This window comes from Pseudomonas sp. CCC3.1, assembly GCF_034347405.1.
In the GTDB taxonomy this organism is placed as follows: Bacteria; Pseudomonadota; Gammaproteobacteria; order Pseudomonadales; family Pseudomonadaceae; genus Aquipseudomonas.
The window spans coordinates 2,424,424-2,439,487 of the sequence record NZ_CP133778.1; the positions used below are offsets into that span (position 1 = coordinate 2,424,424).

General features: G+C 56.1%; 19 protein-coding genes and 1 pseudogene. 10 read left to right on the plus strand and 10 right to left on the minus strand.

From position 1 onward, the window contains the following. Positions 1-11: 11 nt before the first annotated feature. The 5 genes from RHM56_RS11010 to RHM56_RS11030 all read right to left on the minus strand — a co-directional run bounded on the left by RHM56_RS11010 (position 12) and on the right by RHM56_RS11030 (position 3,674). Positions 12-707, minus strand: a complete 696-nt coding sequence (locus tag RHM56_RS11010; protein ID WP_322241203.1) for a tRNA (adenine(22)-N(1))-methyltransferase — start codon at positions 705-707, stop codon at positions 12-14. A 115-nt stretch (positions 708-822) separates the two neighbouring features. Continuing rightward, positions 823-1,506, minus strand: coding sequence for an arsenical resistance protein ArsH (arsH, locus tag RHM56_RS11015; protein ID WP_322241204.1), 684 nt, complete (start codon positions 1,504-1,506; stop codon positions 823-825). An 11-nt stretch (positions 1,507-1,517) separates the two neighbouring features. Beyond that, positions 1,518-1,988, minus strand: a complete 471-nt coding sequence (locus RHM56_RS11020; RefSeq protein WP_322241206.1) for an arsenate reductase ArsC — start codon at positions 1,986-1,988, stop codon at positions 1,518-1,520. A 29-nt stretch (positions 1,989-2,017) separates the two neighbouring features. Next, positions 2,018-3,301 carry an arsenic transporter gene (locus tag RHM56_RS11025; protein WP_322241207.1) on the minus strand — a complete coding sequence of 428 codons (1,284 nt, stop codon included), beginning with the start codon at positions 3,299-3,301 and terminating at the stop codon, positions 2,018-2,020. A gap of 25 nt (positions 3,302-3,326) precedes the next feature. After that, positions 3,327-3,674, minus strand: coding sequence for a metalloregulator ArsR/SmtB family transcription factor (locus tag RHM56_RS11030; RefSeq protein ID WP_322241209.1), 348 nt, complete (start codon positions 3,672-3,674; stop codon positions 3,327-3,329). Positions 3,675-3,852: 178 nt separating this feature from the next. On the opposite strand from RHM56_RS11030, the gene RHM56_RS11035 reads away from it, so the two are divergent. The 5 genes and pseudogenes from RHM56_RS11035 to RHM56_RS11055 all read left to right on the plus strand — a co-directional run bounded on the left by RHM56_RS11035 (position 3,853) and on the right by RHM56_RS11055 (position 6,839). Beyond that, positions 3,853-4,209 carry a VOC family protein gene (locus tag RHM56_RS11035; protein WP_322241210.1) on the plus strand — a complete coding sequence of 119 codons (357 nt, stop codon included), beginning with the start codon at positions 3,853-3,855 and terminating at the stop codon, positions 4,207-4,209. Positions 4,210-4,328: 119 nt separating this feature from the next. Next, the gene (locus tag RHM56_RS11040; protein WP_322241211.1) at positions 4,329-4,490 is read left to right on the plus strand and encodes a DUF2986 domain-containing protein; all 162 of its coding nucleotides are present in this window, start codon (positions 4,329-4,331) and stop codon (positions 4,488-4,490) included. A 311-nt stretch (positions 4,491-4,801) separates the two neighbouring features. Then, positions 4,802-5,131 carry a hypothetical protein gene (locus RHM56_RS11045; RefSeq protein WP_322241212.1) on the plus strand — a complete coding sequence of 110 codons (330 nt, stop codon included), beginning with the start codon at positions 4,802-4,804 and terminating at the stop codon, positions 5,129-5,131. Positions 5,132-5,212: 81 nt separating this feature from the next. Beyond that, positions 5,213-5,755: pseudogene (locus RHM56_RS25960) on the plus strand (YetF domain-containing protein). A 220-nt stretch (positions 5,756-5,975) separates the two neighbouring features. Continuing rightward, positions 5,976-6,839, plus strand: coding sequence for a sensor domain-containing diguanylate cyclase (locus tag RHM56_RS11055; RefSeq protein ID WP_322241215.1), 864 nt, complete (start codon positions 5,976-5,978; stop codon positions 6,837-6,839). A 6-nt stretch (positions 6,840-6,845) separates the two neighbouring features. Here the strand turns inward: RHM56_RS11055 and RHM56_RS11060 are convergent, their stop codons facing one another. Continuing rightward, positions 6,846-7,703, minus strand: a complete 858-nt coding sequence (locus RHM56_RS11060; protein WP_322241216.1) for a LysR family transcriptional regulator — start codon at positions 7,701-7,703, stop codon at positions 6,846-6,848. Positions 7,704-7,828: 125 nt separating this feature from the next. On the opposite strand from RHM56_RS11060, the gene RHM56_RS11065 reads away from it, so the two are divergent. The 3 genes from RHM56_RS11065 to RHM56_RS11075 all read left to right on the plus strand — a co-directional run bounded on the left by RHM56_RS11065 (position 7,829) and on the right by RHM56_RS11075 (position 10,827). Next, positions 7,829-8,503, plus strand: coding sequence for an ankyrin repeat domain-containing protein (locus RHM56_RS11065; protein ID WP_416194914.1), 675 nt, complete (start codon positions 7,829-7,831; stop codon positions 8,501-8,503). A gap of 93 nt (positions 8,504-8,596) precedes the next feature. Then, entirely contained in the window at positions 8,597-9,811 is a 1,215-nt protein-coding gene (locus tag RHM56_RS11070) for a CynX/NimT family MFS transporter (protein ID WP_322241217.1), read from the plus strand. 131 nt (positions 9,812-9,942) lie between these two features. Continuing rightward, positions 9,943-10,827 carry a sensor domain-containing diguanylate cyclase gene (locus RHM56_RS11075; protein WP_322241218.1) on the plus strand — a complete coding sequence of 295 codons (885 nt, stop codon included), beginning with the start codon at positions 9,943-9,945 and terminating at the stop codon, positions 10,825-10,827. Here the strand turns inward: RHM56_RS11075 and RHM56_RS11080 are convergent. Then, positions 10,818-11,732 carry a LysR family transcriptional regulator gene (locus RHM56_RS11080; RefSeq protein WP_322241220.1) on the minus strand — a complete coding sequence of 305 codons (915 nt, stop codon included), beginning with the start codon at positions 11,730-11,732 and terminating at the stop codon, positions 10,818-10,820. The genes RHM56_RS11075 and RHM56_RS11080 overlap by 10 nt on opposite strands. Before the next feature lie 67 nt (positions 11,733-11,799). Between RHM56_RS11080 and RHM56_RS11085 the strand changes: the two genes are divergently transcribed. Beyond that, positions 11,800-12,417 carry a LysE family translocator gene (locus RHM56_RS11085; protein ID WP_322241222.1) on the plus strand — a complete coding sequence of 206 codons (618 nt, stop codon included), beginning with the start codon at positions 11,800-11,802 and terminating at the stop codon, positions 12,415-12,417. Between the two features lie 250 nt (positions 12,418-12,667). On the opposite strand, the gene RHM56_RS11090 is transcribed toward RHM56_RS11085, so the two are convergent. From RHM56_RS11090 to RHM56_RS11100, 3 genes are all read right to left on the minus strand, one after another. Continuing rightward, positions 12,668-13,114 (minus strand): GFA family protein, encoded by a 447-nt coding sequence (locus RHM56_RS11090; RefSeq protein WP_322241223.1) that lies wholly within the window; start codon positions 13,112-13,114, stop codon positions 12,668-12,670. Positions 13,115-13,227: 113 nt separating this feature from the next. Next, entirely contained in the window at positions 13,228-13,629 is a 402-nt protein-coding gene (locus RHM56_RS11095) for a GFA family protein (RefSeq protein ID WP_322241224.1), read from the minus strand. A 55-nt stretch (positions 13,630-13,684) separates the two neighbouring features. Further along, positions 13,685-14,305: a LysE family translocator gene (locus RHM56_RS11100; protein WP_322241225.1), complete on the minus strand. Its 621-nt coding sequence runs from the start codon at positions 14,303-14,305 to the stop codon at positions 13,685-13,687. A gap of 167 nt (positions 14,306-14,472) precedes the next feature. Between RHM56_RS11100 and RHM56_RS11105 the strand changes: the two genes are divergently transcribed. After that, positions 14,473-15,057, plus strand: coding sequence for a hypothetical protein (locus tag RHM56_RS11105; protein WP_322241226.1), 585 nt, complete (start codon positions 14,473-14,475; stop codon positions 15,055-15,057). The last annotated feature ends 7 nt before the right edge of the window (positions 15,058-15,064 follow it).

A 15,064-nucleotide genomic window follows, 5' to 3' on the forward strand; every position in this document is an offset into this window, starting at 1 on the left:
ACGTTTGATGGTTAAGCCAGCAACTCGGTGATCCAGCGTGCTTGTAGCGTGATGTCTTGCAGCTTCTCTTCGGGCACGGCTTGCCGGGCCCGGGTGAGCTGGCTCAAGGTTTTCTGTTTCTCGCACAGGATGCGCTGCCATTTGGCCAGGAACACCGGGGTACGCGCTTGCATCTGCAGCGGGCCGAAATACAGTTCTTCGGGGCTGTATTTCACTGGCTCGGCAGGCTCGGCGACGATGATTTCGTAGTAGAAGCGGTTTTCTTGCAGAATTTCTTCGAAGAGGATGCGGTAGTGGTGGTCCATCAACCATTGACGCAACGGCTGTTCGCCGCCATTGGGTTGCAGAATCAGGCGTTCCTCACCGCTCAGGTGTGTTTTACCGCTGTCGAGGATGTCGCGAATAGTCTCGCCCCCCATGCCGCACAGGCTGATCGCCGTGATCCCGTCTCCCGGCTCAATCGCTGCCAGGTCACTGGCCAAACGCACGGTGATCGCCTGCTCCAGGTCGTTCTCGTGCACTGTGCGTTGCGCGGCGCGAAAAGGCGTCAATGCAACTTCGCCAGCCACTGCGGCAGAGATGGCCCCACGGCGCATTAACGCCACCGGCAGATAGCCGTGATCAGAGCCGATATCAGCCAGCCGCGCACCTGCGGGTATGTGTGCTGCCACGCGCTCCAGGCGCATGGACAATGTGTGTTCGTTCAACTGCAATTCCTTATTGCCATTAAGGCGAGTGCCACTCTGTTAACGGTTAATGCTGATCAGCCAGGTCACTGGCGCGAGGTGACTCAATGAGTTACGCCGCCGCAGGCCTGATCGGTCAAATTGAATGTTGATTAACCCGTTGAGTCAGTTCTTGTGCCGACTCTTTGCGCTCTGAGTATCGGTCGATCAGGTCCGGCCGATCCCTCAGTAACAGCGTGAACTTGACCAGTTCCTCCATTACGTCAACCACGCGGTCATATAACGCAGATGGTTTCATGCGGTTGTCTTCATCAAACTCCAGATAAGCTTTTGGTACTGAGGATTGGTTGGGGATGGTGAACATCCGCATCCAGCGTCCCAGCACGCGCAGTTGATTCACCACGTTAAACGATTGGGAACCGCCGCTGACCTGCATCACCGCCAATGTTTTACCCTGGGTAGGGCGCACGGCGCCTAACGCCAGCGGCACCCAGTCTATTTGCGCCTTGAACACGGCCGACATAGCGCCGTGGCGTTCCGGCGAGCACCAGACCTGCCCTTCAGACCACTGCATCAGTTCAAGCAGTTCCTGGACTTTTGGGTGGTCGGCCGGTGCGTCATCAGGCAGTGGCAACCCGCTGGGGTTGAAGGTGCGGGTCTCGGCGCCAAAGTGTTCGAGCAACCTGGCCGCTTCCTCGACCAGCAAGCGGCTGAACGAGCGCTCGCGAGTGGATCCATACAGCAGCAGAATCCGGGGTTTGTGGTCGTAGGCGCAGGAGGCCGTTAGCGATGTATCGAGATTGGGCAGCAGGGGGATCATGTGGGCTCCGATTACAGGGTACTGATGTGGTCCAGTTGCTGTTTCAATGCTTCGCGGTCAAGTTGAGCCAACGGCAGGGCAATGAATGCGCGGCAGCGTGTTTCGATACGGGCCAAGGTTGAGTGAAATGCCGCTGATACGCTCGCTTCATCGTCCACCGTCTCTGACGGGTCTTCCAACCCCCAGTGGGCTTTGAGTGCCGGGCCGAAGTAGACAGGGCAGGTTTCACCCGCGGCTTTGTCACAGACGGTAATGACAATGTCAGGTGGATTGGCTTCAAACGCTTCATTGCCTTTGCTGCTCAACCCGGCGATGTTGATGCCGACTTCTTGCAGCGTGCTCAGCGTGCGCGGGAGCACCTGGCCCTTGGGGAAACTGCCCGCGCTGAACGCCTGCAAGCCTTTTGGGGCGAGATGATTGAACATGGCTTCGGACAAAATGCTGCGACAACTATTGGCGGTACACATAAACAGAACGCGCATGGTGTTTCCTCTTTTCAGGCGTACAGGGGCTAAAGGCTCAAGCGCAAGGCCAGGGCCGACAAGGTGATGAAGAGAATGGGCAGGGTCAAAATCACGCCTGTCTTGAAGTAGTAACCCCAGGTAACACGAATGCCCTTGCGTTGCAGAACGTGCAGCCAAAGCAGGGTGGCGAGGCTGCCGATGGGGGTTATCTTGGGCCCAAGGTCCGCGCCGATGACGTTGGCGTAGATCATGGCCTCACGCACGACACCGCTGGCGTCACTGGCCTGAATCGACAGTGCGCCGATCAATACCGCTGGCATGTTGTTCATGCCGGATGAAAGGAACGCCGAAAGAAACCCCATCCCTAACGCGGCGCCCCATACACCGAACTCCAGCAGGTGGTTCAGGGCTAGCGTCATATAGGTGGTCAGGCCCGCATTTTTCAGTCCATACACCACCAGGTACATTCCCAGTGAAAAGATCACCACCTGCCAAGGCGCTTCACGCAGTACGCGGCGGGTCGAAATGATGCGCCCACGTGCAGAGACCGTGAGCAGTATCGCGGCACACGCGGCGGCAATAACGCTGATCGGAATGCCCATGGGTTCGAGCACAAAAAGACCTGCCAGCAATAAACCCAGCACGATCCAGCCCGTGCGAAAGGTCATGGTGTCTCGTATGGCAAGTCGCGGCTCTTGCACATCATCCCTCGCATAGTGTTGAGGGATGTCGCGACGGAAAAACCCATACAGCACCGCGAGCGTGGCACAAACGGCGACCCCGTTGACCGGCACCATGATGGATGCGTACTCGTTGAAACCCAGGCCAAAGTAGTCAGCCGAAACGATGTTGACCAGGTTCGACACCACCAACGGCAGGCTGGCGGTATCGGCAATGAAGCCCGCGGCCATGACAAATGCCAAGGTCGAGGCGGGCGAAAAACGCAAGGCGAGCAGTATTGAAATGACAATGGGCGTGAGGATCAAGGCCGCGCCGTCATTGGCAAACACGGCGGATACGGCAGCGCCCAGCAATATTGTGAAAACAAACAGGCGGCGACCATTGCCCTTGGCCATGCGCGCTACATGCAATGCCGCCCACTCAAAGAACCCTGCTTCGTCGAGCAGCAGGCTGATGATAATGACGGCGATAAACGTCGCGGTCGCGTTCCAGACAATGGCCCATACCCGTGGAATATCATCCAGCGTCACAACGCCTGTCATGAGTGCCAGCGCCGCGCCCAAAGCGGCGCTCCAGCCAATACCCAAGCCTTTGGGTTGCCAGATGACCAATATCAGTGTGAGTAAAAAAATTGCGGATGCAGTCAGCATAATCAGTCTCGACAGTCGCTTTGGCTCAGCAGCAGGCGCCAGTGTTAAGTGGTCGGTCGCCCATGGCGTTGAGTCGAGTGCTGTTCTCCTCAAGCCAGTCAGTGTTGGCTGTCAGAGTGGTTTCAAGAACGGCACGTACCCAGTCCGGTAGTTCGGGGTTGAGTCGGTAGTAAACCCACTGACCTTGGCGGCGGTCGAGAAGCAACCCGCAGCCGCGCAGCTGTGCGAGATGACGGGATATTTTTGGCTGACTATCGTCGAGCGCGCAGACCAGTTCGCACACGCATAATTCGCCTTCACGCGTGATCAGCAAGGTTGCACGGGCCCGGGTTTCGTCGGACAGGCATTTGAAAATGGCGGCAGGGCTGAGCATCAGGTCTCTCTAAATATGCGTTTATTCGAATATACGTTTATCCATATGTTTCGAGCAAGCCTGTTTTTTAACTGCGCGTAGTCAGCGATTGTGACCGGCAGCAAAATCTCTTAAGGGGGCGGGCATTTAATGGCTCACACGCTATGATCTGACTTCTTACAGCCGCCAGGAGGCATTCATGACCGTTAGCCGCAACGATCGGCAGATCGACAATATTGAGTTCAATGTTGCCGATATAGAGCGCAGCAAAGATTTCTACGGCGGTGCGTTTGGTTGGACGTTCGTCGACTACGGGCCAACCTATACTGAGTTCAGTGATGGTCGGCTCACGGGTGGTTTCACAACCGGCGAGCCAGTAAGGCCGGGCGGGCCTTTAATCATTTTGTATGCGCAAGATCTCGAAGCCACTCAATTGCGCCTCAAGGCGCTGGGTGCTGTTATCAGCCGAGAGACATTTTCATTTCCAGGTGGAAGCCGGTTCCACTTTATTGATCCTGATGGCTATGAATTGGCCGTGTGGACAAGTCAGGACTAGGCGCAGGGAAGGGCGTTGACACTTGGCAGGTATGGTTTTGCACGCAACGCGCACCACAGGAGTCGGGCTCGTTACTTAAACTGATATGATTCAGGCGCTTACAAATTGAGTGGAAAAAAATGAATCGTCGTAAAAAGATAAACAAGATATTGAAGGCTCGGGCCAAGAAAGCCAGTGCTAAATTAGCCCCGAAAAGCAAGGATCAATACATCAGCAAGGCTGACCGATTGAAGCTTGCGGCTGAATCCAGCGCTGACTCGCCCGTTTTTTCTGAAAGCTGATCAACGGACCTCAACCCTTCAAGCAGGTTGAGGCAGAGCCTGGATGGCACGTGCTTTGCTTTTGATAATCCGGTCAATGAGCGGGGTGCTGTGCCAGCAAGGTTTCATGTTCGGCAATGTAAAAGTGTCATGCCTGTGCTCCATGTTGAGGCAGTACAGGCGTGTCTCAGCCACGGTTTTAGGGCGTTAACGATTCGTATCAAAGACGATTGGAGATCGTTTAGCGCCTGGCAAGGCCGCCACAGATGATTCGGCGACAAACGGTACACAGAATGAAGATCGCTTCCCTCAATGAATCAAGGGGCTCTTAATTGATCAAGCATTATGTATTGGGGTTGGTATCTGTGTTGATGTTGGCGGGGTGCGAGCTGGATAAAGAAAAAGTGGCGCGCGAAAAAATAGAAGCGCTCAAGAATGTATTTGAAGCTAGCCGTTCGGGGCAGGTCGATGTTTCGGCTACGCAGCCCATAACCTCCGACAGCTTAAATCGATGTATTGTGCAAATGGTTGAAACTAAGGCAAAGCTTGATGCTATTCAAGTGGATTATGCAGAAACACCTTCTGTGCAGTCGGTAGAAACCCACAGGTTGTATAGAAACATTAATGATCAACTTATGACCTGTCAGGAAACCAAGTATTAATCGGAGTCTTTTAACTGATTTTTTCATGATGTTTCAGGCGCCACGCTAGAGCGCAGATACCCGTATTCATTAGGCGGGATCATAGGCGGTGTTATTTACAGCGATACCATTCCCTTCAGACAGTACGTGCTTGTTCTGCTGCTGGGGGTGTTGCTGATTTATATCCTTAATGCAGCCACTAAACATATTCAACTGTTGCGCGGGTTTGCGATAGGCAGTCCCATTCCTATCATCAAGAACGGCAAATTTATTATTGAAAACCTGGTTGGCAACAAGCACAAGATTGATAGGTTGCGGGTGGCCTCGCAGTTACATGCACAAGGTGCCCGTGCCTTTCAGTAGGTGTATTACGCGCAGATTGAACCGGGCGGTGAGTTGACCGTGATTTGCGATGAGCGCGATATGCCCTCAGTGATTGTCATGTTCGACGGTGAGCCTCGAATAGACCCGTTGGTGTCCATAGGGCGTGACCCCGAATGGTTGCTGGAGCAAGTCGAAGGCTTGGGTTTACAAGCCGATGATGTGTTTCTGGCAGAGTTCTGGCATGGAAAATTGAGCGTAACGCTGAGAGATGGCAGCGTGGCTTGTCATGCTCAGCCCGTTGTATGCTCAGCGCCAACATGAAGATTTGCGCCACAAGGTAGCGGTCAGTGCAGAGTTGGTTTTCAATTTATGGGCACTCAGTGCAGCGACAATGCTGCTGACTGCCCGTTTTGTGATGTCAGCAGAGGCTCCCGTATCATGCGCCAGCCTTGCACCTTGCGATGAACGGCTCGAAATCCAGTGACCGTCATCAATTGCCACCGGGCTATGATCAAACTATATAAACCGGACGCTCTGACTTATGGCTGTTGACCTGCAAGCGCTTTACCCCAAACTGATCCATCTGATGCTGGACACAGTTTTTGTGGTCGATAGGGACAATCAGATTGTATTCGTGAGCAATGCGTGTGAAACGCTGCTTGGCTACCGTGCCGAAGAGCTGATCGGCACACCGATCACCGACTATATGCATCCCGAAGACCTGACGGTAACGCGAGCCTCGATTATCCGGGTCATGAATGGTCAGCCGCATATGGACTTCCGCAACCGTTATGTCCGCAAGGATGGCGGTGTGGTGCACATCCTGTGGGCTGCTTTCTGGTCTGAGGAAGTCGGTGCCCGCATCGGTGTTGCTCGCGATGTGACAGCCCTCAGAAAAGCCGAAGAAGAATTAGAGTTTCTCGCTCACCATGACCCGCTGACGGGGTTGACCAATCGCTTGCTGTTTAATGATCGACTCAGTATGGCCCTGCGAGCAGCGCATCGTGGCAAGTACACGTTCGCGCTGCTGTTTCTGGATCTCAATGACTTCAAGGAGATCAATGACGTTCATGGGCATGCAATGGGTGATCGCGTGCTGTGTGCGATTGCACGCAGGCTCGAAGGCTGCGTCAGGGCTACGGACACGGTAGCGCGCATAGGCGGCGATGAATTCACAGTGCTATTGAGCGATATTCAGTCGCGGGACGCCGCGTCCAGCAAAGTGGAACAGATAATCGCGGTCATGGCCGAGCCGCTGGGCGCTGAATTCGGGGGGATCCAAATGCCGTCGTGCAGTATCGGCGTGGCATGCTACCCCGCAGATGGCGTGGATGCCGACACGCTGCTCAGCCATGCGGATGACGATATGTACCAGATAAAAAAGCTGCGCTCGGTTGCGAGCTGAGCAGCATCAGTCGGTATGCGCAAGCGCATCACACAATTGGAGCAAATGCCCTTGCAGCAACTGACCTGCGTGACTGAGCCCGCTGTGGCCATAGAGCGCCAGAAATATGCCCTGGATATCCGGTAAGCCGCTGCTGGCGTCCAGCACTTGGTGCTCGGCGCTGATCACTCTGCGTGGCAGTAAGCTGATGCCCAGGCCTGCCGCCACTGCCGAGCAGACACTGGCAAGGCTGGCACTGGAGTAACTGATACGCCAGTGCCAGCCGCCCACCTCCAGGTGATGAAGCATTTCATTGCGGTACAGGCCTCCTACAGGAAACGCCACCAACGGCAACGGATCGCGTCCCAGCGCCGGTTGCGAGCGGCTGTCCACCCAGCACAAAGGTTCTGGCCAACAGGCCAGGCAATCATCGCTGCGCCCCATCTGCTTGACCAATAGCAGGTCGAACTCGCCACGGCGATAGAACCGCATTAACTCAGGCCCCAGTCCGCTGGTGACCTCCAGGCGCACGCCCGGATGTTCCAGGCCGAAGCGCGAAAGCATGGGCATCATGCGTTCTGCGGCAAAGTCCTCGGGCACGCCGAGGCGCAATACCCCCGCGCTTTGCTGGTTGAACAGCACATCTCGGGCCTCTTCCTGCAGCGCCAAGATACGTCTCGCATAAACCAAAAATCGTTCGCCCTCGGCCGTGGCGATTACCTGACGTTGTTCGCGGTCGAGCAGCTTGCAGCCGAGGTCGTCTTCCAGGCGGCGTATTTGCTGGCTGACCGTGGACTGAGTGAGGTGCAGCCGTTGGGCTGCGCGGGTGAAGTTGGCGCAGTCCGCAACGGCGACAAAACTGCGTAACAGCACTGGATCAAACATTAACGCCACCATTCACATTGCCACTGAATGGCATGGCTATATTTAATTTCATAATACCTGCCTGCCTGACCATACTCGTTCTTCATGGGTTGTACAGACCGAAAGTGTGCAGAGAGAAAATGACCATGGGTAACCTGACGTTTAAATCTGGACGCCTGACGACCGCTATTTTGGTGATGGGAGTACTGACGATGGGAGGGGTGATGGCGAGCGAAAAAAGTGTGCTGACGGCGGTGCGCGACGGTGAGCTGGCCCGCGTGCAACAACTGATCGCTGAAGGGGCAGATCTTCGCGCGCAAGGGTTGGATGGCAGCAGTGCATTGCTGCTGGCTACCCGGCAAAACAAAGTCGAAATCGCCCAGGCATTGGTAGAGGCGGGGGCCGACGTTAATCAGAAAAACCTGATGCAAGACAGCCCCTATCTGTTAGCTGGCGCCAGTGGCTATAACCAGATCCTCAAGCTGACGCTGGCCCATGGTGCGGACTTGAAGAGCACCAATCGTTACGGTGGCACCGCGTTGATTCCGGCCTGTGAACGCGGCCATGTCGAAACGGTGCGGCTGCTGATTGAAGCCGGTGTTGATCTTGACCACGTCAATCGTTTGGGCTGGACCTGCTTGATGGAAGCCATCGTGCTCGCCGACGGCGGCCCGGCGCATCAGCAGATCGTCGGCCAACTCATCCACGCCGGGGCAGACCTGAACCTGCCGGACAGCAATGGCCGCAGCCCTTTGTATCAGGCACAAAGTCGCGGCCAGATCGCTATCGCAAACATGCTGCGCGACGCTGGCGCGCAATGATGGCCCAACAAGGAGTCTTCATGCACAACGATCAACAGTACTTGCAACGTGCCGTTGAGCTGGCTGAGATCTATCGCAACTGGCAGGCTCGCCATGCAGCACGCTAAGTCTCGTCTGCGCAGCTTGGCCAGTTGGGCGTTGATCATTGCCTTGGGGCTTAACCTGCGGCCGATCCTGAGTTCCATCAGTCCGCTGTTGATGGAGATTCGCGGCGACACGGGCATGAGCTTTCAAAGCAGCGCCTGGTTAACCAGCCTGCCAGTGATTTGCATGGGCCTTGTGGCCTTGCTCGGCGTGCGCATAGAGGCACGTCTGGGCGAGCGGCGCGGTGTGGCTCTGGGTTTGCTGATGATTCTCGGTGCTTGCTTCTGGCGTTTGCTGGGGCATCAGGCAGAGGTGCTATTGGCAACGGCCTTGTTGGGCGGTGCCGGTGTTGCATTGATCCAGGCATTGGTTCCGGCGCTGATTAAGCGTCAGTTTCAGCACAAAGTCGCGTTGGCCTTGGGTGTCTATTCGGCGTCGCTGATGGGCGGTGGAGGGTTGGCCGCGTTACTCAGCCCGGTAGTGGCCGGGCATTTCAGCCATTGGCAGGCTGGGCTTGGGGTCTGGTTATTGCCAGCACTGGCGGCGCTGTTGCTGTGGTGGCTATTGCCGTTCGCAGGCTTTGCCCGGAGCCCCGATGGGCCGTCCAAACACCCAGGGCGCAACCGCCGGGCCTGGCTGCTGGCGCTGTACTTTGGACTCGTTAACTGTGGCTACATGAGCATGGTTGCCTGGCTGCCGGCTTATTACCTGCAGATGAACTGGAGTGCGACGCAAAGTGGCTTGCTGCTGGCCTTTATGACCATTTTTCAAGTGCTTGCGGCACTGGTGATGCCAGCCTTGGCACAACACGGCATTGACCGGCGTCCATTCCTGGCCATAAGCCTTGGCGCCCAGGCGGTCGGGTTTCTTGGGCTGGTGCTGTGGCCGCTTGAAATGCCACATCTGTGGGTCGCATTGATTGGTTTCGGGCTGGGTGCTTGCTTCGCCTTGAGCCTGATACTGACCCTCGACCATTGTCGCGAACCGCAGGAAGCCGGGCAGTTGGCGGCCTTCGTGCAAGGCGTGGGTTTTTTGATCAACGCTGTGTCGCCGTGGTTGACCGGCTGGCTGCGTGAACTCACGGGTAGCTTTGTCAGTGCGTGGTGCGTGCTGATTGTCGGGGTTGTGTCGATGCTGGTACTGACCCGAACGTTCAGTCCCGCGAGTTATCGCAACAGGCCATCGCCCTCTGTGTGTTCAGGTACGCGGGCAGTAAATCCGTAAGTGGCTGGGTTGTCAGGCTTCAGATTCAAGTCGGGCAGGGGCATAGTCAGGAAATCGCTGTAAAGCCTCCTGCCTTCGTGCTCGACAACTTGCGGCTACTATCAAGTGATCTGCCCCGGACTCTCAGACCCATGCCCGTTGATCTAGAAGCGCTATACCCCAGACTGATCCATCTGATGCTGGACACGGTCTTTGTGGTCGATGCGAACAATCAGATTGTTTTTGTGAGTGATGCCTGTGAGGCGTTGCTCGGTTATCGTGCAGCTGAGCTGACCGCAACGGCGATCACCGACTATATGCATCCAGATGATCTGGCGATCACACGGGCCTCGATTGGCCGGGTCATGAATGGTCAGTCCCATGTCGATTTTCGCAACCGATTTATCCGCAAGGATGGAACTGTCGTGCACATTTTGTGGGCCGCGCTCTGGTCTGAGCAGGTCAATGCACGGATTGGTGTGGCGCGGGATGTGACGGCCCTCAGAAAAGCTGAAGAGGCACTGCATTTCCTCGCTCACCACGACCCGCTGACCGGGCTGACCAACCGATTGCTGTTTACTGATCGGCTCAGCGCAGCCCTGCGAGTAGCACGTCGGGGCACATGCAGCGTGGCGCTACTGTTTCTGGACCTCAATGACTTCAAGGGGATCAATGACGTTCATGGGCATGCCGCGGGCGATCGTGTGTTGTGTGCGATTGCCCGGCGGATCGAAGGCTGCGTCAGAGAGACAGACACCGTGGCCCGCATCGGAGGGGATGAATTTGTTGTGCTACTGACGGGTATCCAGTCTAGAGAGGCGGTTTCCACGAAAGTGCAGCAAATACTCTCGATCATGGACGAGCCGCTGGACGCTGAGTTCCACAGGGTCGACATGCCGTCATGCAGTATCGGCGTAGCCTGTTATCCCGAAGATGGGGAAGATGCCGACACGCTGCTTAGCCATGCGGACAGCGACATGTACCGGATAAAAAGGCTCCGCTCTGCTGGAGGGAGGAACGCCCGGGGTCACGCCTGAGCGCGCAGCCAGGTCAGTAAATCAGCCTGCGGGCTGCCGGGCTGCACGGGCTGGGGTGACAACAAGCAATAGCGCGAACCGTCTTCTACAAACCCCAGCGGCGCCGTCAGCAAACCGCTGTCCAAGTCGTCCCGCACCAGATGCCAGGGCGCCATCGCTACGCCAAGCCCGGCCACGGCGGCTTGCAGGCTGAAATAGAAGTGTTCGAAGGTCTGCGTCAGCCCACGTGGTAGCGGCTGTTTTGCAGTCATCGCCCAATCTGCCCAGGCGCTCGGTCGGGTGCGCGTGTGCAGGCACGCGGCGTCCTTTCGCAGCTCGTTGTGTTCATTGAACCAGGTATCGACCTTTTCCGGACGACAGACCGGCCCGGTCTTCTCCGCGAACAATGGCTCGGCGCAATAGTGCTCAGGCCAAGAAAAGTCATCGCGCCGTATGGCGAGATCGATGCCGCTGTTGAATGAAAACGGTCCGCCGCCAGCGACCAGATGCACGTCGATTCCTGGATGTTGGGCCTGGAAGGCTGGCCAGCGCGGTATTAACCAGCGCATCAACAGCGTTGGTTCGCACGACAGCACCCAACGCCGTTCTTTGCGAGCGCTGGCTCGTAATACGCCTACGGCCTGACGTATCACGCCCAGTCCATCGCCTACCGCCTGCGCCAGAGTTCGGCCTGCATCTGTCAGAAACACGCGACGGCTGCGGCGCTCGAACAGGGCAACTCCCAGCTCTTCTTCCAGCAGACGCACGGCGCGGCTAATTGCGCCGTGCGTGAGGTGCAACTCGGCGGCTGCGTGCGTGAAGTTTTCCAGGCGTGCGGCCGCCTCGAAACAGCGAAGTGCCAAAAGGGAAGGCAGGCGCGTGTCGCGAGATGGTGAGTCTGGCTCACCGTAATGGTCAGAAAACATCGTTATTCATGGAGCGCGATTCGCCTTTAGGATCTTGTTTTATTGAGACTGCCGAAAAGAATAAACCATGAATGAATTGATAGCTGTAATCACCATCACTGTATTAGCCGTTATCAGCCCGGGGCCGGATTTTGCGATGGTGACACGCAACAGTTTGCTGCTGTCACGTCGCGCGGGCGTTCTGACAGCCATCGGTATTGGGTTGGGCGTACTGGTGCATGTCACCTACACCCTGATTGGCGTCGGCGTGCTGATACAGCAGTCGCTTTGGCTGTTCAATGCGATCAAGTTGGCCGGTGCTGCCTATCTCGTCTACCTCGGCGTGAAAATGCTGCTTTCCAGGCCGGGAGAGACAACAGTCGATAGCAGTGTGGTGCCGATGTCGGATTGGGTGGCGTTACGTAATGGCTTTTTGACCAATGCTTTGAACCCCAAATCCATGGTGTTCATCATCAGCCTGTTTATGCAGGTGGTGCGGCCTGAGACCTCGCTGGAGGTACAAATAGGCTATGGGGTGTTTGTCTCCGTTGCCCATATGGTCTGGTTCGGCCTGGTCGCCATGTGCTTCTCGGCCGACGCCTTGCGCAAGCAGCTGTTGGCGATACGTCACTGGATTGATCGAGCCTTCGGCGGGTTGTTGGTCGGCTTTGGCGTCATGCTGGCCGTCGAGCACGGCGCGCACTGAAGGCGAGGCTCATCACTGATACTCGGCATCTTCACCGTTAATCGAAATCAAACGAACCGAGATTCTTAATGAGCCGTTCTCTTTCTATACCAGCGTCATGGATATAGTCATTATCCATGCCTCGGCAATAGCGTGGGTGTACGTCTACGGCCGTTTTTCTTTGCAGGCGAGCGCCCACAGGTGGTATTGCGCGGTTGCTGATCCCACGCTGATGCCTGCGACAGCTCCCACGAGGCGTGTTGGCGTAGCATCAATCTGCTTTCAAATTGGCCTGGTAGCGGATCCAGCCAGCGACTCGGCTGCCGCCGCCCTCGCGGTCTTTAGGGTGCATCCGGCCATCACTTACCGGCACTTCTGCAAAATCATAAGGGCTCATGCCTTCAATGCACGCCACATTAACGCCGTACTGGAGAGGTGATGAACGACGCTGATGGAATGTGTAGATCCCGCAGCGCGAGCAAAAGTAGTGCTTGGCTTCATGGGTATGGAATTGGTAGAGCGTCAACGCATCCTTGCCCTGCAACACCTCGATGTCTTGCTGGTCAACCGACACCGCGACAGCTCCGCGCATCGAGCAATAGGAGCAGTTGCACCTTAGCGCTGTGTTCACGCCGTTCGTGAGCTTTACGGTGAATTGAACAGTGCCGCAATGGCAAGCGGCCTGGTGAACGGGACGGGTATCGGTGTGCGAGTGCATAGCCTTCCTTTAATGTGTGCGACTCAAGATCGATTGATCGTAGCGCCTCGATACAGCTCTCGATACGCCGCGACCAATTTCCGGCACAGGCCTGCTATTTAAAATCAATGCCGTCACAGGTGCTGCGGCCAGGCATCGGTGACTTCATGCCACACCGCCTTCGATGACACATAAATGTGCTTTTGTTTATCGCAGGCGAGCGGTGTGTCCAGAGTGCCTAGGGCAATCGAGATCCAGTCGGCGTATTTTCCCTGAGCGGATGACCAGAACAGCGATGAGCCGCACTCGCCGCAAAACTGACGCAGCACCGACTCCGAAGACGAGAACGACTTAAGGCTATCGGCACCGTGGGTCAGCTCAAGCGCCTTGCGCAACACATTGCCATAGCTGGCAAAGGCCGCTCCGTGGCTTTTGCGACACTGGCCGCAATGGCAGTGAGAAATGACCTCAGGCCGAGAAGAAATTTGGTATTTGACAGCACCGCAAAGGCAACTGCCCAAGAAGAGGGGCGTCATGTTGGCAATATTCCAGGTGAGGAGAGTGTCAATCTAATCGTGGGTTGTTCCGTTCTCAACGCTTGCTGACGGCCAGCCGAACGGCAAACAGCACAAAGATCACGCCTGTAGTGCGGTCCATCCAGGTGACCACTTTCTCGCGCCGCAAAATACCGGCAAGCGGCTGGGTAGCACCAATCAGCGCCGCAGCCCATATCAAACCAATCAATACATGAATACTGACCAAGCCAAATGTCCAGGCAATCAGTGGTTGGCCTGGGGGAATGAACTGAGGCAGGAAGGAGACGTAGAAAATACCAATCTTGGGGTTAAGCAGGTTGCCCAGCATGCCCTTCAGAAACCAGTTAGCGTTTGGTTTGCCGTCTGTTTCAACCGAAGACAGCGAAGTCCGTGGGCGCAAAAGCATGTTCAAACCCAACCAGGCCAGATAAGCCGCGCCGCAGTACTTCAACAGATTGAAAGCCAGCTCCGACACCGCAATCAAAGCGCCCAGGCCAAAAGCCACGGCTGCGCCCCATAGCAGGCAGCCTGCGTTAATACCCAGCGCGGCGCGTAACGCCTGTTGTTTGCCTTCAACCGTCGCGGTCCTTAACACTAATGCCGTATCGAGCCCTGGCGTCAGCGTCAACAGCGTGGCGGCGAAGGTAAAGGCGAGAAGGTTATCGGCAAGGGTCATGGGATGAAACGCTGCAAAGTGGACAGTTGGCCACGTTATCACAGGGATGTGAGAAGGCCGATAAGGCAGTTGATCGACAAATCTCATGCACCAACAGTAAGCTCAACCGCAATACATAAAGGAAGACAGCACCTGGCGGTCTTCCTCCAGGCATTCCAGGGAGTGGTATGGGCTTTTTAGATCGGTTGTTTGGTGGGCGCTTTAGCATGCCCCCACCCGAGGAGACCAACCTTAGCGCTTCAGTAGTCATGAAAGAGCTACAGCCCGTTCGACTCGATCCTGCGCAGAAAAAAGCGCTTGAGTCTTTTGCCCAAACGTTGGTGGCGCTCGCTCCAGAAAAAGAAGGTGCCCGACTTGTCCGGCGAGTAATGCGTCGATATTCGATGGGAGATGAGCCTTCCAGTGCCCTCACTGAAGGGTTATTGAATGACTCGAAAGGACAAAAACTGGAACACCTCGTCCTCCTTAGCGTGGATTGGAAAAGTTATGACGTATTCGAGTATCAGGTGCCCTACCTGGTGAGCGCCAGTGGCTTAAAGGAGACATACGGCCTCGCGTGCAAAGCCCATTCCTCTATGCCAGAAGTGCTCAACGACTTTGATCAGTGGTTATCTCGGTCTGGAAAACGTTACCTGCACCTCGATTCCGGAGGTGAAAATTACGACGGCTTCATCGTTGACGCTGATCGGCTGGAAGAAATCATTGATTTGGCGGGTCGTGCTGGCCTCAACGTCAGCCTCGAGCATTTTTAACGCGGAT

Coding starts and splice junctions, on each gene's coding strand:
- RHM56_RS11075 (WP_322241218.1), top strand. CDS start 9,943: ATGCCCGTTGATCTAGAAGCGCTATACCCCAGACTGATCCATCTGATG.
- RHM56_RS11080 (WP_322241220.1), bottom strand. CDS start 11,732: ATGTTTTCTGACCATTACGGTGAGCCAGACTCACCATCTCGCGACACG.
- RHM56_RS11095 (WP_322241224.1), bottom strand. CDS start 13,629: ATGACGCCCCTCTTCTTGGGCAGTTGCCTTTGCGGTGCTGTCAAATAC.
- RHM56_RS11065 (WP_416194914.1), top strand. CDS start 7,829: ATGGGTAACCTGACGTTTAAATCTGGACGCCTGACGACCGCTATTTTG.
- RHM56_RS11020 (WP_322241206.1), bottom strand. CDS start 1,988: ATGCGCGTTCTGTTTATGTGTACCGCCAATAGTTGTCGCAGCATTTTG.
- RHM56_RS11035 (WP_322241210.1), top strand. CDS start 3,853: ATGACCGTTAGCCGCAACGATCGGCAGATCGACAATATTGAGTTCAAT.
- RHM56_RS11060 (WP_322241216.1), bottom strand. CDS start 7,703: ATGTTTGATCCAGTGCTGTTACGCAGTTTTGTCGCCGTTGCGGACTGC.
- RHM56_RS11090 (WP_322241223.1), bottom strand. CDS start 13,114: ATGCACTCGCACACCGATACCCGTCCCGTTCACCAGGCCGCTTGCCAT.
- RHM56_RS11040 (WP_322241211.1), top strand. CDS start 4,329: ATGAATCGTCGTAAAAAGATAAACAAGATATTGAAGGCTCGGGCCAAG.
- RHM56_RS11025 (WP_322241207.1), bottom strand. CDS start 3,301: ATGCTGACTGCATCCGCAATTTTTTTACTCACACTGATATTGGTCATC.
- RHM56_RS11070 (WP_322241217.1), top strand. CDS start 8,597: ATGCAGCACGCTAAGTCTCGTCTGCGCAGCTTGGCCAGTTGGGCGTTG.
- RHM56_RS11055 (WP_322241215.1), top strand. CDS start 5,976: ATGGCTGTTGACCTGCAAGCGCTTTACCCCAAACTGATCCATCTGATG.
- RHM56_RS11085 (WP_322241222.1), top strand. CDS start 11,800: ATGAATGAATTGATAGCTGTAATCACCATCACTGTATTAGCCGTTATC.
- RHM56_RS11105 (WP_322241226.1), top strand. CDS start 14,473: ATGGGCTTTTTAGATCGGTTGTTTGGTGGGCGCTTTAGCATGCCCCCA.
- RHM56_RS11030 (WP_322241209.1), bottom strand. CDS start 3,674: ATGCTCAGCCCTGCCGCCATTTTCAAATGCCTGTCCGACGAAACCCGG.
- RHM56_RS11100 (WP_322241225.1), bottom strand. CDS start 14,305: ATGACCCTTGCCGATAACCTTCTCGCCTTTACCTTCGCCGCCACGCTG.
- arsH (WP_322241204.1), bottom strand. CDS start 1,506: ATGATCCCCCTGCTGCCCAATCTCGATACATCGCTAACGGCCTCCTGC.